Genomic DNA, 14,935 nt, shown 5'->3' on the forward strand with positions numbered 1-14,935 from the left:
TTATTTTTCGATAATTGTTTTCAGATCTGCAGGGGAGTAGTATTTGTTTTTTAATACTTTATGATCTGCCTGTCTGTAAACATTGAATTTTTCTCCAGACTTTTCATAAAAAGATTCTACTTCCTTTGCTTTATAAAACTCAACAGTTTCCTGTGCCTGTTCTTCATTGTCACAAGCTTTCGACATATTGGAACGCTGAACTTCGTTGAATAGCTCTACAAATTTACTGCCAAGTCCGAATTCAAGCACAGCTCCGCTTAAAACATACTGAAGATCACACAGTGCATCAGCAATTTCTACAATATTATTGTCGGCAATGGCCTGTTTTAATTCATTAAGTTCTTCCTGTAAAAGTTCTACTCTAAGGTTGCATCTTTCGGGAGAAGGGATTTGCGGAGTATCTAAAATAGGGGCTTTGAAAGTAGTATGGAATTCTGCTACTTGGTTCAGACTGTCAATTTTATCCATGAAATTTTTTATTTACGCAAAGATAGAAAACGATTTGTAAATGGGGAAATTCTAAAGATATAATCCTTTTGTAAATAAGCAGTGTGCTGTATTTTAATAATTTGATGAGACTTTAAATGTTAAAAATAACTTGTGAATGATGAAAGGCATATGTTTATTGCTAAACCTATAAGGTTTGAACGTAATTCAGCCATAACTTCCTCACAGATCAGCAGGTTACTACGGTTAATATCAACAAAAATCTGCTCCATCTGCGAGCAATAAAAAATCCACAACCTAAAATTGTGGACCTTGTTTTTATTATTCGTAAATATATTCAATATCAATTATTTAAGTTCTTTATATTTCCATATACCTGAAATCTGTAATGCCGTTAGTCCCGGCTGCTTTTCTCCATAACTAAATATACCGATATACTTTGCAGGGCAGGTTTTACAGCTGGTTCCGAAATATAAAGTGGGCAAATTATTGACAGTCAATTCCCCGAAATGAATCATTCCTTTTGAGGTTTCAGCAGCCATCCCGTTTTGAAGCAATTCGTTTTTAGATAGTATTTTATCTTCGTGGTACACCTGAAAAATAGGAAATCCGGATTGATAAGGAATGATTTCAACCATATTTTCATGGCTGCAGTCACAGCAGATGAATTTTGTAATGGCTGAAGGGTTTATTTCACCATTGGTGAAGATGCTTTTTTCAATGAGGGCTTTTTTGCTGATGCTTATTTTTGTTGATATTGAATACATTTGAATGGTTTTATTGCTGAATAACTGTACCTGCTAAGTTATTATATTTTCCGCTTGGACTTTTCTTAATCGTGATTTTTACATATCCTTCAGCTGCCAGCTTATTCCACGTTTTCTGATAACCTGTAGCTGGGTCAATCGGGATCTTCCACATGGTCTGCTTACCATTTCCTGCCTGATTAAACCATGGAATAATATCTGCCGTCTGAGACTGGAAAGGTAATGAATTCAGGACATCTATTTCATAATAAAAATCATATTTGTTTTCAGGCTGGTTAAGGGCTCTCTGTGTAAAGGTGTAAGTGTATCCGTTAATGATAGGACTTGTGAAGCTTCCTCCCAGAGTAGGGTTTCCGGTTCCGTCATAGTTTCCGATGGCCCCACTGTATCGGTCGAATTTTTGTCCTGCCAGAATGGGAACATCATCCACAATATTATAGCCGCCGTTTGCAGGAGGCCATCCTCCGTTTAGGTTATTACCCGTGAAAAAGTATTCCATTTCAGTCCATCTGCCTTTTTTGTAGAGGTCAAAGACATAATTTCTGGCTTCAGATCCTACTGTTCCGGTGGGATCATAGGTGACTGCAAGTTCATCCGCATTTTTATAGAATACATGCGTAACGTTTCCTGTGTTTTCATCTTCTCTGTCTGAGCTGCAGGCCATTGAAAAAAAGGCCATTGAGAAAAATAAAATGTACTTAAATAAATGTTTCATATAAATAATTTAAACTATTAATGATTTAATCAAGTATTTAAGAGAGGAGAATGTCCGCAGATTCCGCAGATTTTATGATGATGTTTTTTAACCGTTTACAGATGTACTTCAGATTACCGGCAGTTAATTTTCAGGAAAACAGTAATGCCATAGAAAACAGGTTCAAGGTTCCCTTAAATACCTTTGGGTAAAACAGTACAATGAATAAGCGTTTGAGTTATAAATTTAAATCAAAAAAGTAAATTATGTTGAATTTTATTAAAATAAATTATTATTAATAAATTCATTGTGTTAATAGTATGGTTTTTAACATATTTATATTAAAATTAATTTGATTTTATATAAAAAAGACCGCTCAATAATTGAACGGTCAGTCACATCGCATTAAAAAATGAATATTAATTCTTGATGAATCTCTTGGCGCTTTCTCCAATCTGGATCATATAAGCTCCTTTAATAAGTCCGCTTACATTTATGCTGCCTCTTTCTAGTTTTCCTGAATTGATTAGTTTTCCACCCATATCGAAGATTTTATAATCTTCAGATTCCGTATTTGAAATATATAATACATCTTTTACAGGATTTGGATATAGTCTGAATCCGGTGATTAAATCTTTGGTATCAGAAAGCTCTCCTCTGCCTGAAGAAACGATATTAAGGGTATAGTCTTCAACCTGGCCGTATGTGAATGCTTCACAAGAAGAAGTTGGGATAGAGCTGTACTTCATCATTACTCTCATTCTTGTAGAACCAATGGCTGCGGTTGCAGGAATGGTAATGCTTCCCGTTACAGGAGTTGTTGTAGAGCCTGCCTTAGACCATGCTAATTCTCCGCTGTCGGTAAAGTCACCGTCTCCGTTATAATCAATATAAACGGCATAAGCTTCGCTGTATTTAGTTGAGGTCCATACAGGGGTTATAGAGATGGTATAAGCGCTTCCTCTGGTAACATTGGTAGAAACAGATGTGAAGTTTTCATAACCTGCAGTTCCTGTTGAGGTATTGTTGATGGTTCCGAATTTTACATTTCCAATTCTTTCATCTGCGGTATTGCTGGCTGATGAAGAACAGTAGGTTACCGTACCTCCTGAAAGTGTTGTTACACTTACGGTATTGCTGGAAGGGGAAATATTTCCGGCGGCATCTTTAGCTTTTATACTGAAGCTGTAAGTTGTTGCAGGGCTTAAACCTGTTACGGTATAAGTGGTAGACGCTGTATTTCCGATCACTGAACCGTTCATGTATACATCATATCCTGTTACGGCTACATTATCAGTAGCTCCGCTCCATGAAAGATTGGTGCTTGTGGCTGTTGTTCCTGAAGCTGCAAGAGTAGGGGCTGTAGGTGCAACAGTATCTGTTCCGCCTGAGCCTGCATTTACAGTAATGTTGGCATTGTTCACATCAAAGAAAATGTGATTTGAACCTTTTACCATCAATCTTCCGCTTGTTGTAGATGAATTAGGGATGGTTACAGCCTGAGATCCGTCGTTTGGCGTTCCTGCCAGAAGAGTAGTCCAGGTGTTTCCGTTATCTGTAGACCAAAGAATATCTACGTTAGCGGCATTTACTCCGTTGGAGGTAGTCCCTGCTTCGTTCCATGTTACCGTTTGAGAGCTTCCGCCTGCGTAAGTAGTGGCTGAGTTTTGCGAAGTGATACTGAAAGGTCCCGCTGTTCCGTTAACAGTAATTACTGCATCGTCTGAATTATTTCCTGCACCGCCGGCTCTGTTATCCCGAACGGTAAATCTGAAATTGAGTGCTCTGGCTACATTAGATAAAGCTTCTACTGTGATTTCTGACCCCGCGGTAGTGGTTGCTCCGGTAAGAATGGAGGCCATTCTAGGGAAATATCTTACAGGGGAAGTAGTAGGTGCCCATGATCTGAAAGTAGGTCCGGATGCTTTTGTGGCACTTGCTGCTGAGCTGGCTCCTGTTTGTGAGGAGGAAGCATTATCCATCTGCTCCCAGATATAGGTTAGTGAATCTCCGTTCGCATCTGTTCCTGTTCCGGTCAGCATGAAAGGAGTTCCTTTCGGAATTGTATAATCAAGGCCGGCGTTTGCTGTTGGAATTGAATTTCCTGTAGAAGTGCTTACCGGGCATGTTTTAGCTTTAATATTATTGGTAATCTGCTGAATACTTACCGCATGGAAAAATGCATCTGAGTGTGGCTGTACATCCTGTGCTGTAATTCCTGCGTAGCCCATAATGGTTGATCCGGAACCTGGTTCCATATTTACACCTGTTCCTTCATTTCCGTGAGAGAAGGTATGATTTCCTCCAAACTGGTGCCCCATTTCGTGAGCTACATAATCAATGTCAAAATTATCTCCTGAAGGAATAGCATCTGCCGGAGAGGTGTAGCCACTACCTTTTGACCCGTTGGTACAGATACAGCCGATACAGCCTGCATTTCCGCCTCCTCCGGAAGCTCCGAACAGGTGTCCTATATCATAATTGGCTTCACCAATTACTGAAGTCAGGGTGCTTTGAAGCTGGGAATTCCAGCTGCTCATTCCTGAAGCTGCAGAATAAGGATCTGTAGAAGCGTTGGTATAGATAACGGCATCGTTATTGGCAATAAGAACCATTCTGGCGGCAAAGTCTTTTTCGAAAACACCGTTTACGCGGGTCATGGTTGTGTTCATGGCGGCCAGCGCATTTGCTTTAGTTCCTCCGAAATAACTAGTGTATTCTCCTGTGCATGATAATGCAAGCCTGAATGTTCTTAATTTGGCATCATCTGCATTAGGTCTTGCAGCGAGGCTGGCATTGGAAGCACCTTTCTGGGCTACATCAATCACCGTACATTCGAATTTGTTGAGGTTGTCTTTTTTATCAGACTTTTTGTAAACCACATACGTAGAAAGATCTTTGGTATACGGTTCAATAAAAACGGCAGATTTGTCGCCGTAAATTTCCATGGAAGACAGGCCTAGCGGGGAAACACTGAAGTAAACGGTAGAGTTGGGGTCGCTTAAACCTTCTCCAACGTAAGATTTGATGTCGGGATATTTTGCAGCAAGCTGAGGGTCAAAATTGGATTGCTCTCTTACTTTAAAATTTTCCATCTTTCCTTCAGAATTAGGGAAAGAAATAATGATTTCTGATTTTTCTCCCTGAGCAAGCCTTTTAGGTGCTTTGGCCAGTACGTTTTTCAATCCGTTAATGTCAAGGCTGTAAACTTTAGGGTTGCTGATGTTGGTTTTGTTTTCAAAAACCTCTGAAGATGCTTTTTTAGAGCCTTCAGTCCATAGACGATCTGTCTGCGCGAATGAGATACCTGTAATAAGCAGCATCCCAATCATGGAGAATTGTTTTTTCATATTAATTATTTGTTTTGATTGTGGAATATCAAAGCTAATAAATTTTATATTACGAAAAACAAGTTTTTTTAAGAAAATTTTAGATAATTCATTTAAAATACTATGCGATACATTAAATGTAATGAAAGACGTATTATCCCGAAAAAAGAAAATAGCATACGCAAAATACGTATGCTATTGATTTATTGATGAAATATTTCTAATTATTTGGTAATATCTCTTCCGATCACTAATCTCTGGATTTCTGAAGTACCTTCACCAATGGTGCAAAGTTTAGAGTCTCTGTAGAATTTCTCAGCAGGGAAGTCCTTAGTATATCCATAACCTCCGAAGATCTGAACAGCATTGTTGGAAATTCTTACACACGCCTCAGAAGCATATAATTTAGCCATTGCACCTTCCTTCGTCATTTTTTGCTTTGCATTTTTAAGCGTTGAAGCTCTTTGAATAAGAAGTTCTGCTGCGTCAATTTCTGTTGCCATATCAGCAAGCATAAAGTTAACCGCCTGGAATTCAGAGATTGATTTTCCGAACTGGTGTCTTTCTTTAGCATATTTTAAAGCCGCTTTGTAAGCTCCTCTTGCAGTTCCTAAACTTAAAGCTGCGATAGAAATTCTTCCGCCATCAAGAATTTTCATGGCTTGTTTGAATCCTTCACCTACTTCTCCAAGACGGTGTGAATCTGGTACACGTACATTGTCGAAGATAAGTTCTGCCGTTTCAGAAGCACGCATTCCTAATTTATTCTCCTTTTTTCCGGAAGTAAACCCCGGCATTCCTTTTTCTAATACAAAAGCTGTAGAGTTATTTTTTGCTCCTTTTTCACCAGTTCTGGTCATCACTACGGCAATATCACCGGAAATAGCATGGGTGATGAAGTTCTTAGCCCCGTTAATGATCCATTCATCACCGTCTTTCACCGCTGTGGTTGACATCCCTCCGGAATCTGAACCTGTATTGTGTTCTGTAAGTCCCCAGGCGCCAATTACCTTTCCGGAAGCCAGCTGAGGAAGCCATTTGTTTCTTTGCTCTTCATTTCCGAACTCATAAATATGGTTGGTGCAAAGTGAGTTGTGTGCAGCTACAGAAAGACCAATAGAAGGGTCTACCTGAGAGATTTCATCCAGGATAGCAACATATTCATGATAGCCCAAGCCGGAGCCTCCGTACTGCTCAGGAACTACAATTCCCATAAAACCCATTTCTCCTAACTGGTGAAAAAGATCTTTTGGAAATGTCTGGCTCTCGTCCCACTCCATAATATTCGGTCTGATATTTTTCTCAGCGAATTCTCTTGCTGTTTCAGCTATCATTTTGATGTTGTCAATAGTCTCTGTATTCATATAGATAATAGTTAGTTCCCAAAGATAAATAAATTGAACGAATGCTAAAAAAAATTATTTCTTCCATAGCAGTTTATTTGCAAAATAGTAGTTTTCAATTTTTTATATTTTACGAATTAATGTTTTTTTAATAAAATTTTCAGAACTTTAAGTGTTTTAATTTACTACTTTAGCCTCCCAATTTTTAAGGTATGAAAAAACTTCTATTTCCTGTTATTTTAATTTCGTCACTTCTATCCGCCCAGGCGCCGGCAGGATACTACGACGGAACAGCCGGACTTACAGGCTATGCTCTGAAGTCTAAGCTGCATGATATTATTGCAGCGAAGAATATTAACTGGCATTATGGTGATCTTCAGAATTACTATAACCAGACGGATCTTGATAAATATTATGATCACAATGCTTCCAATACGACATTACTGCTGGATATTTATTCTGAAATACCGTCAGGGCCGGATGCATATGAATATACAAGCGCCCAGATGATCGGGAGCTCCGGAGGTGAAGGTGAAGGATGGAACAGAGAGCATATGATGCCTCAGAGTACATTTTATAGTAATTATCCAATGTATTCGGATTTATTTTATGTTATTCCTACGGATGCCAAAATTAATCAGCTGAGAAGTAATTATCCTTATGGAGTTATTAACTCTACCATCCATTATACTTTCACTAATTCGTCAAAAATAGGTAATAGTGCCATCCCTAACTGGGTTTATACCGGCAGGGTATATGAACCTATTCCTGAATTCAGGGGAGATATTGCAAGAAGTCTGCTTTATTTCGCTGTAAGATATGAGGGAAAATTAGGAACATTCAATTTTAATAACAGTACTAATCCTGCTTCGGACACCAATCCGCTGGACGGAACGGAAGAAAGGGCTTTTGAGCCTGCTTATATTGCGATGCTGCTGCAATGGCATGCTGCCGATCCTGTTTCAGACAGGGAGAGAGACCGTAATAATGCAGTGTATGCCATTCAGAATAATAGGAATCCTTTTATAGATAATCCTTCCCTGGTAACAGCCATATGGGGGCAGAATCCTGATACTGTGGCACCTCAGACTCCGTCTAATCTTACGGCGGTTCAGACCAGTGCTTATTTTACTACATTGAGCTGGTCTCCCAGCGCAGATGCAGATGTAATCGGGTATAAGGTTTACCAGAACGGAACATTGGTTGCCACAACAAAAGGCACTACGGTAAGCATTGACCACCTGACTCCCTCCACAACCTACAATTTTACAGTAAAAGCATATGATAACGGGTATCTGTCGTCTGCTGACAGTAATACACTGCCGGTAACAACACTGGCTACAGATGTGTATGCAAAAGATTTGTATATTTCCAAATACCTGGAGGGGACAGGTAATAATAAAGCTCTTGAGATAACCAACAAAACAGGCCATCCTGTTAATTTAAATAACTACAGAATTTCTATCCAGCTGCCAAGCGGGGCAAACTATTATTTCCCTGCTCCTTATGAATTGGAAGGTACTGTTCAGAATAATGAAACATTTGTGGTTTTAAATCCAGCAGCTAATTTTTCCTGCTATACTATTAATCAGGCCCGGTTTGTAACAGCAGCTCCGCAGATGACATTTAATGGTAGAAACTATGTGGAATTAAGATATAAGTCATCCAGTGTTGATGCCATTGGAGTGGTAGGACAGGACAATTCATCAACGTTGCAGGATAGATCTTTATACAGAAAGATTACGGTAGACCAGCCGGTGACTACATTCAATATTAATGAATGGGATACTCATCCTATGAATTATTGCCAGAATCTTGGAGGAACCTTATCTGTTACAGATTTAATGACTGATACCAAAGAATTTAAAATCTATCCGAATCCGGTTTCTGAAAATTTATTTGTAGCCGGAGAAACAGAAAAAGTAAAAACAGCCCAGATTATTGATCTTTCCGGTAAGGTAATTTATACAGAGAAAGAACCGTTCAGAAGTAAAAAGAATATTTCCGTTCAGAATCTTTCTGCCGGTTCTTACTTCCTGAAACTGGATGATAAAGCTTACCAGTTTATTAAAAAATAACAAAGTAAGGTTAGAAGGACAGTTCCATAGCCCTGATAGCAGCGGTTACCCCGCAGCATGAATCTGGAAAGCTGATGGCGTGAGGAGTATGAGCGGATAGCAGGAAACAGCTCCTTATCATAAGAGTGGTAAAAAAGTTTTACTAATCTTCTTTAAACCTTATTTTCCCTGCATAATCGATATAAGCAGATTCACTAATAATTAATATCTATAAGTGTTTCTGCTTATATTTTTTATTTATAAGTAATTATGCTTATATTTGCATTATGATAGCGGTTATTACCGGAGATATTATAAATTCACAGCATGCAGACACGGAAGCCTGGTTAACCAGACTCAAAAATCTTCTGGAAACTTGGGGGAGCTCACCGCTTGTATGGGAAATCTACAGAGGAGACGAATTTCAATTCAAGTGTAGCATTGATGATGCATTCTGGCATTTTCTAGCCATTAAATCACTGATAAAAAGCCAGGAAAATCTGGATATAAGACTTGCCATAGGCATTGGAGAGGAAAGTTTTTCATCTGAAAAGATCACCGAATCTAATGGTACAGCGTACGTACATTCCGGCAGACTTCTGAAAGATTTGAAAAGCGACGGGCATACTGTGGCCATAAAAACCTCCAACGAATCTGTAGACCGGGATCTTAATATCCTTCTGAAATGGTCTACCAAAGATTTTGATAACTGGACCGTAGCAACGGCAGAAATCATTCACGAAATGATTATGAACCAGGATATCACACAGGAAGACCTTGCTAAAAAGTTTGCTATATCACAGTCCTCGGTAAGTCAGAGGCTGAAACGCGCCAACTACGAACTGATCGTAGAAACCAATCAATATTTTAGAAAGAAAATCTCGGAACTGTAAGCATGATCTTTACTCAACTCATATTGGCACATCTACTCGGAGATTTTATTCTTCAGCCAAATTCATGGGTTGCTGATAGAGAGCACCGTAAGCTGAAAAAGTTCCGGCTTGTATCTGTGTGTTCTGATTCCAGGCGAAGCAGAGCGTATGCGATTGGTCTATCATTGAGTTCAGGAATGGCGGCTTTAACAGGAATTTTAATAAAATAATTTAAATAAATCTAACTAATAAGAATTTTTAGAAATGGAAAAGAAAGAAATGTTGTACGAAGGTAAAGCAAAACAGGTATTTGCAACCGATAATCCTGAGGAAGTAGTAGTACGTTTCAAGGACGATGCTACCGCATTTAACGCTCAAAAGAAAGGACAGGTGGACCTTAAAGGTGAAATGAACAACGCCATCACCACTTTGATCTTTGAATACTTAAATGAAAAAGGGATTAAAACTCATTTCATTAAACAATTAAACGAAAGAGAGCAGCTGGTAAGAAAAGTATCCATCATTCCTTTGGAAATGGTAGTAAGAAACTATTCTGCAGGAAGCATGGCTCAGAGATTAGGGGTTGAAGAAGGAATTAAATCTCCGGTAACCATCTTCGATATCTGCTATAAAAAAGACGAATTGGGAGATCCGCTTATCAACGATCACCATGCTGTTTTCTTAGGAGCAGCTACTTATGAAGAACTTGATGAAATGTATGAACTGACTTCAGATATCAACGAAATCCTGATCGATCTTTTCGATAAAATGAACATCATCCTGGTAGATTTCAAAATTGAGTTAGGAAAGACTTCTGATGGTGAGATCATCCTTGCAGACGAAATTTCTCCGGATACGTGCAGACTTTGGGATAAAGATACGATGAAGAAACTGGATAAAGACAGATTCAGAAGAGATCTTGGAGAAGTTACAGAAGCGTATGTAGAGATCTATAACAGACTGAAAAACCTACTTGGAAAGTAGTTTAAAAATGATCATTGAAGTTAACTTATTCTGATTATCAATATCTAACGGTTAACTTCTAAATTAGAAAAAATAGAAATGAAAAGTTTAGACATTCATAAAAGTGAATATTTAAAACAGTTTAAAGACCAGACCTACGGACGCAATCTTTTCAGAACGCAGGAGGAGGAAAGACTGGATGCTCCCAATGAGGAGTGCGGTATTTTCGGACTGTATTCCGACAATGATCTGGATACGTTTTCTTTGTCTCAGTTCGGTCTTTTTGCCCTTCAGCACAGAGGGCAGGAAGCCTGTGGTATTTCCGTTCTGAAAAATGGAAAGATCACCAATATGAAAGATGAAGGACTGGTTTTGGATGTTTATAAAGAAATCCAGGAGCCGGAAGCCTTTATGGGGAATTCTGCGATTGGGCATACGAGATATACAACAGCAGGGGATAAAAAGAAATATAATTTCCAGCCGTTCTTTGCGAAAAACGAGTACGACCAGATTATCCTTTCCATTGCCCATAACGGAAACCTTACCAATGCAAAAGAGCTGAAAAAAGAATTGGAAGCTGAAGGAGTGGTTTTCAGAGCTACATCAGATTCTGAAGTTATTCTGAGACTGATCCAGAAGAACCTTGATTTAGGTCTTCGCGGAGCCATTAAAGCTACAATGGAAAAAATTGAGGGAGCGTATTCTGTAGTAGGAATGACGAGAAATAAATTCTTTGCCTTCAGAGATTTTAACGGAATCAGACCTTTGGTTCTGGGGGCTATTGACGAGAAGTCTTATGTGGTAGCTTCTGAATCAGTAGCTTTGGATGCCGTAGGTGCTCAGTATGTAAGAGACATCCTTCCCGGAGAAATCATTTACACCAATGAAAATGAGCCTGGAAAACTGCACTCTTATATGGTAGATGAAAAGAGAGGAAAACAGAGAATCTGCTCATTTGAGTATATTTATTTTGCAAGACCTGACTCTTCTCTAGAAAACATCAACGTATATGAGATCAGAGAAAAATCCGGTGAGAAAATCTGGGAACAGGCTCCGGTAGAAGCTGATGTGGTGATAGGAGTTCCTGATTCAGGAGTTCCGGCAGCAATTGGTTTCTCAAAAGCTTCAGGAATACCATTCCGTCCCGTACTGATTAAAAACAGATATATTGGAAGAAGTTTCATCGTTCCTACACAGGAGATGAGAGAAAGGGTTGTCAATCTTAAGCTAAACCCGATTATCTCTGAAATCAAGGATAAAAGAGTAGTCATTATTGATGATTCTATTGTAAGAGGAACAACTTCCAAAAGACTGGTGAAAATTCTGAAAGATGCAGGGGTAAAAGAAATTCACTTCAGAAGTGTTTCTCCGCCCATTATTGCACCTTGCTATCTTGGAATTGATACCCCATCCAAAGATGATCTGATTTCAGCTAACATGACTACAGAACAGCTTAGAGACTATCTTGGAGTAGATTCTTTAGAGTTTTTAAGCACAGATAATCTGAAAGAGATCTTAGGATCTTCCAATCACTGCTTCGGATGCTTTACAGAAGAATATCCGGTAGGAAAAGGAGAGGAGGTAGAATTATTTAATTAATTTACTTTAAATACAATGAAAGGCCTGATTTAATACATTAAATCAGGCCTTTGCTATTGGAGTTAAAAAATTGGTTTTCTTTGATTAGAATTTGTAGTTTACCCCTAACTGGAAAACTCTGTTGTTGTTTTCAGCGGCAGGTACACTTTTATCAATCTTGGTAAGACTGTTTACATATCTCGCATTAATTCCGATGTTGGAAGTAATATCATACCCTAAACCTAAGCCTAAACCGAAGTTGAATCTGTTGATGTTATCCTTATTAAGGTCTTCAGAATGAGACTGCGTCTGAGTGGTTGTGATTCCTCCTGTAGTACTGGCTACAGTAGCTTCTCCTTTATTCTTTCCGTTGATGAAATAACTGAATTCCGGTCCGGCTTCCACATAGAACTTTTCCATAGGTCTCATCTGAACCATTAACGGAACGGAAATATAGTTCATTGTTACTTTATCCTGTCCTTTGGTTTTTATCGTAGTTGCTCCTACTGTCTGTTCTGTGGAGTAAGCTACATCTCTCGCACCCATTTGGTTGTATAAAACCTCTGGCTGGAAGCTAAATTGCTTTGAAATGGGAATGTTAACAAATGCTCCTGCATGAAAACCTAGTTTCTGGCTGTTCAAACCAAAGCTTTGCTGGCTAAACTGAGCTGAGTTTCCTCCTGCCTTGATCCCGAATCTGATGGGTTGTGTTTCCTTTTTGATGGGTTCCTGAGTTACAGTTTTTGTTTCCTGCGCAAAAGTCAGAGTGCCAGCAGCGGCTGCCAGCCCTAGAAATAACTTCTTCATAATTTTATTTTTTAATTTTACTATTTTACTTCTTATCCAATTTTTCAATCAGACTTCATGTATTTTGCAAAATGCTTGCCAAACTTCGAAAACCCTTATCCGTAGGCCTTTGGCGATGGTTTTGGTTATTGTTTTTTGTAGCTTTTTCTTTCGTTTTTGTAAAATATTGATGGCCGTAACCTGAATTTTTTAAAGAATTTTCTGCTTTCAAAAGGATTCGGTTGGTTTATTTTAATGGCGGAATTCCGTAAATAAAAATGCCGGAACTTTTATAAAAGTTCCGGCATTGATTCCTAAAACAGGATTTTAATTGAATTTATATAGGTGCCAACTCTGAAATACATCATTGTTTTTAATCAGATTGACCATATTTTCTTTGCTTTTTCATACAGAAACTGTGCTCTGTCTTCAATAGTCTGTTCATTCCATTGATCAAGAGTTAAGTATTGGCTGATTGTTTCAAGCCCGGCTGAATAAGTATTTAATCCTTGTTTATCTCCTTTTCCTTTTCTTTTAATATTCCAGTTGGCATCCCGGATTACTGAGTTTAGATTTTGTGTAATGATGGTTAAATTCCCTAAAGTCAGAAGCTTTCTGTTACGCTTCATTTTATCTTCCTGACTGGTCAGTTTTCCCCAATGATTCTCCCATTTTTTAGGCATGAGATGCTCCAGGCTGTATTTGCTGATCCCCAGAAGCTGTGTAGACTGTAAACTTCTATTACGTATTTTAGATTCAATAAAATATAAAATTCCTGCGGATTGTTTATTGATCAGATAGGAATTTCCGAAACCGTCTTTAAGTTCTTTATCGGATGGAAGGAAGTTAACTTTATCGGCCTGGCCTTCCAAAAATTCAAGGAACTGTTTTTTAGATAGAATTTCATGGCTAATCAGTCTGTCTGTAAAAAGCTGATTATAATTCTTTGTGGTAGCATGAACAGCCATTCGCCGCATAATGTAGGTTTCAAGGAAATCAAATAATTCATTACGGTCCCTATCATTTGTAACATTTTTAAGAATGTAAAGTACATAAGGGATCAGGGTAGAAGTATCTAATCCAAAAATAATAGCATTGATTCTTTCTATTCCGGATTGGTTAGTAAGTTCATTCTCTATAATATCGAAATCAAAGTTTTCCTGAAAGATCAGTGCATAGTCTTTTATTTCAGCAAGTATAGTTTTCTTGTCATTGTTCAGATAATTTTTGATAAAGCTTTTATAGGATTCAAACAAATGTTCAACTTTTGAAAATTCTATTTTGTCTTCTGTTTTTACATTAAGTGTTTTATCCTGAATTTTAATCTGAAGATATGAAAAGAAGAACAGGTCAATGAATGTTCTTTTTGATCTTCCGGTTGTAATTTCTTTATCCCAATAGTTTTTGGCTTCATCATCCTTTTCAAAAATATTTTTCCAGTAGGTATGATAAGCTGAGATTTCATCTCTGTTAAAGAAATGATTTTTCAGAAGTTCAGCAGTCGTCAGTTTAACGCCTAGTGAATTGATGGTGTCAAAAATCTGCTGTTCATCTTCATTTTCGTCGAGGTCAATACCCACAAATAAAATTTTTGAGAGAATATTGTTGATATCTAATTTGTCCGCATTCATATTCTGCTTAAAATAGAGATAGGCTTTGGTGATATTATCAGTGCCGGTCAGATCTTTCAATTCCATTAAGTTCATTACTTGTTCGTAAGCATCAATATCGTTATGATTGTGCTGAATGGCAATTAAATCTCTCAGTTTAAACATCCTGTTATACTCATAATCATCACCCGTATTTAACGAAAGTACTTTGAAAAATATGGATAGGGTAGTCAGTCGCTGCTGCCCGTCAATAAGAGTTCTTTTATCTCCAACTCTGCTGCCGGTTGCCGTGGGTTGCTGCTTTAAAATGACAGAACCTAAAAAATAAGGCTTATTGGCAAAACTTATGTTTTCCATGTCTTCTAAAAGTCTTTCCCATTGTTCTTCTCCCCAAACATAAGCTCTTTGAAAAAAAGGAACTTCCAGAATCCTGTTTCCGTTAAAAATGTCGTTGATGGTTCTTTTTCCTGCGTCCATAGTTGATTTTAT

12 protein-coding genes are annotated in these 14,935 nt (G+C 38.1%); 5 read left to right on the forward strand and 7 right to left on the reverse strand.

Annotated features, from left to right (window positions below):
* The 5 genes from J2Y40_RS16635 to J2Y40_RS16655 form a co-directional block, all read right to left on the reverse strand.
* On the reverse strand, positions 1-468 hold the full coding sequence (locus tag J2Y40_RS16635; RefSeq protein ID WP_153392125.1) for a nucleoside triphosphate pyrophosphohydrolase family protein: 468 nt from the start codon (positions 466-468) through the stop codon (positions 1-3).
* A 326-nt stretch (positions 469-794) separates the two neighbouring features.
* The gene (locus J2Y40_RS16640; protein WP_153392127.1) at positions 795-1,214 is read right to left on the reverse strand and encodes a hypothetical protein; all 420 of its coding nucleotides are present in this window, start codon (positions 1,212-1,214) and stop codon (positions 795-797) included.
* A 10-nt stretch (positions 1,215-1,224) separates the two neighbouring features.
* Positions 1,225-1,929: a glycohydrolase toxin TNT-related protein gene (locus tag J2Y40_RS16645; RefSeq protein ID WP_153392129.1), complete on the reverse strand. Its 705-nt coding sequence runs from the start codon at positions 1,927-1,929 to the stop codon at positions 1,225-1,227.
* Positions 1,930-2,327: 398 nt separating this feature from the next.
* Entirely contained in the window at positions 2,328-5,258 is a 2,931-nt protein-coding gene (locus J2Y40_RS16650) for a reprolysin-like metallopeptidase (RefSeq protein WP_153392130.1), read from the reverse strand.
* A gap of 203 nt (positions 5,259-5,461) precedes the next feature.
* Positions 5,462-6,601: an acyl-CoA dehydrogenase family protein gene (locus J2Y40_RS16655; RefSeq protein ID WP_153392132.1), complete on the reverse strand. Its 1,140-nt coding sequence runs from the start codon at positions 6,599-6,601 to the stop codon at positions 5,462-5,464.
* Positions 6,602-6,792: 191 nt separating this feature from the next.
* Here J2Y40_RS16655 and J2Y40_RS16660 point away from each other — a divergent pair, with 191 nt between their 5' ends.
* From J2Y40_RS16660 to purF, 5 genes are all read left to right on the forward strand, one after another.
* On the forward strand, positions 6,793-8,658 hold the full coding sequence (locus tag J2Y40_RS16660; RefSeq protein ID WP_310000203.1) for an endonuclease: 1,866 nt from the start codon (positions 6,793-6,795) through the stop codon (positions 8,656-8,658).
* Positions 8,659-8,924: 266 nt separating this feature from the next.
* Positions 8,925-9,530 carry a SatD family protein gene (locus J2Y40_RS16665; RefSeq protein ID WP_153392136.1) on the forward strand — a complete coding sequence of 202 codons (606 nt, stop codon included), beginning with the start codon at positions 8,925-8,927 and terminating at the stop codon, positions 9,528-9,530.
* Positions 9,531-9,532: 2 nt separating this feature from the next.
* Entirely contained in the window at positions 9,533-9,739 is a 207-nt protein-coding gene (locus J2Y40_RS16670; protein ID WP_310000206.1) for a DUF3307 domain-containing protein, read from the forward strand.
* Positions 9,740-9,773: 34 nt separating this feature from the next.
* The gene (gene purC / locus J2Y40_RS16675; protein ID WP_153392138.1) at positions 9,774-10,493 is read left to right on the forward strand and encodes a phosphoribosylaminoimidazolesuccinocarboxamide synthase; all 720 of its coding nucleotides are present in this window, start codon (positions 9,774-9,776) and stop codon (positions 10,491-10,493) included.
* 78 nt (positions 10,494-10,571) lie between these two features.
* Positions 10,572-12,071, forward strand: coding sequence for an amidophosphoribosyltransferase (gene purF, locus J2Y40_RS16680; RefSeq protein WP_153392139.1), 1,500 nt, complete (start codon positions 10,572-10,574; stop codon positions 12,069-12,071).
* A gap of 84 nt (positions 12,072-12,155) precedes the next feature.
* Here purF and J2Y40_RS16685 read toward each other — a convergent pair whose 3' ends face one another.
* Together J2Y40_RS16685 and J2Y40_RS16690 are read right to left on the reverse strand one after the other, a co-directional pair.
* Positions 12,156-12,857 carry a porin family protein gene (locus J2Y40_RS16685; RefSeq protein ID WP_153392141.1) on the reverse strand — a complete coding sequence of 234 codons (702 nt, stop codon included), beginning with the start codon at positions 12,855-12,857 and terminating at the stop codon, positions 12,156-12,158.
* A gap of 356 nt (positions 12,858-13,213) precedes the next feature.
* On the reverse strand, positions 13,214-14,923 hold the full coding sequence (locus J2Y40_RS16690; RefSeq protein ID WP_310000209.1) for a DUF262 domain-containing HNH endonuclease family protein: 1,710 nt from the start codon (positions 14,921-14,923) through the stop codon (positions 13,214-13,216).
* Positions 14,924-14,935: the final 12 nt, after the last annotated feature.

It is taken from the genome of Chryseobacterium sp. 2987, from assembly GCF_031456375.1.
Taxonomy (GTDB): Bacteria; Bacteroidota; Bacteroidia; order Flavobacteriales; family Weeksellaceae; genus Chryseobacterium; species Chryseobacterium vaccae.

Coding starts and splice junctions, on each gene's coding strand:
- J2Y40_RS16670 (WP_310000206.1), top strand. CDS start 9,533: ATGATCTTTACTCAACTCATATTGGCACATCTACTCGGAGATTTTATT.
- J2Y40_RS16660 (WP_310000203.1), top strand. CDS start 6,793: ATGAAAAAACTTCTATTTCCTGTTATTTTAATTTCGTCACTTCTATCC.
- purF (WP_153392139.1), top strand. CDS start 10,572: ATGAAAAGTTTAGACATTCATAAAAGTGAATATTTAAAACAGTTTAAA.
- J2Y40_RS16645 (WP_153392129.1), bottom strand. CDS start 1,929: ATGAAACATTTATTTAAGTACATTTTATTTTTCTCAATGGCCTTTTTT.
- J2Y40_RS16650 (WP_153392130.1), bottom strand. CDS start 5,258: ATGAAAAAACAATTCTCCATGATTGGGATGCTGCTTATTACAGGTATC.
- J2Y40_RS16640 (WP_153392127.1), bottom strand. CDS start 1,214: ATGTATTCAATATCAACAAAAATAAGCATCAGCAAAAAAGCCCTCATT.
- J2Y40_RS16635 (WP_153392125.1), bottom strand. CDS start 468: ATGGATAAAATTGACAGTCTGAACCAAGTAGCAGAATTCCATACTACT.
- J2Y40_RS16665 (WP_153392136.1), top strand. CDS start 8,925: ATGATAGCGGTTATTACCGGAGATATTATAAATTCACAGCATGCAGAC.
- purC (WP_153392138.1), top strand. CDS start 9,774: ATGGAAAAGAAAGAAATGTTGTACGAAGGTAAAGCAAAACAGGTATTT.
- J2Y40_RS16690 (WP_310000209.1), bottom strand. CDS start 14,923: ATGGACGCAGGAAAAAGAACCATCAACGACATTTTTAACGGAAACAGG.
- J2Y40_RS16685 (WP_153392141.1), bottom strand. CDS start 12,857: ATGAAGAAGTTATTTCTAGGGCTGGCAGCCGCTGCTGGCACTCTGACT.
- J2Y40_RS16655 (WP_153392132.1), bottom strand. CDS start 6,601: ATGAATACAGAGACTATTGACAACATCAAAATGATAGCTGAAACAGCA.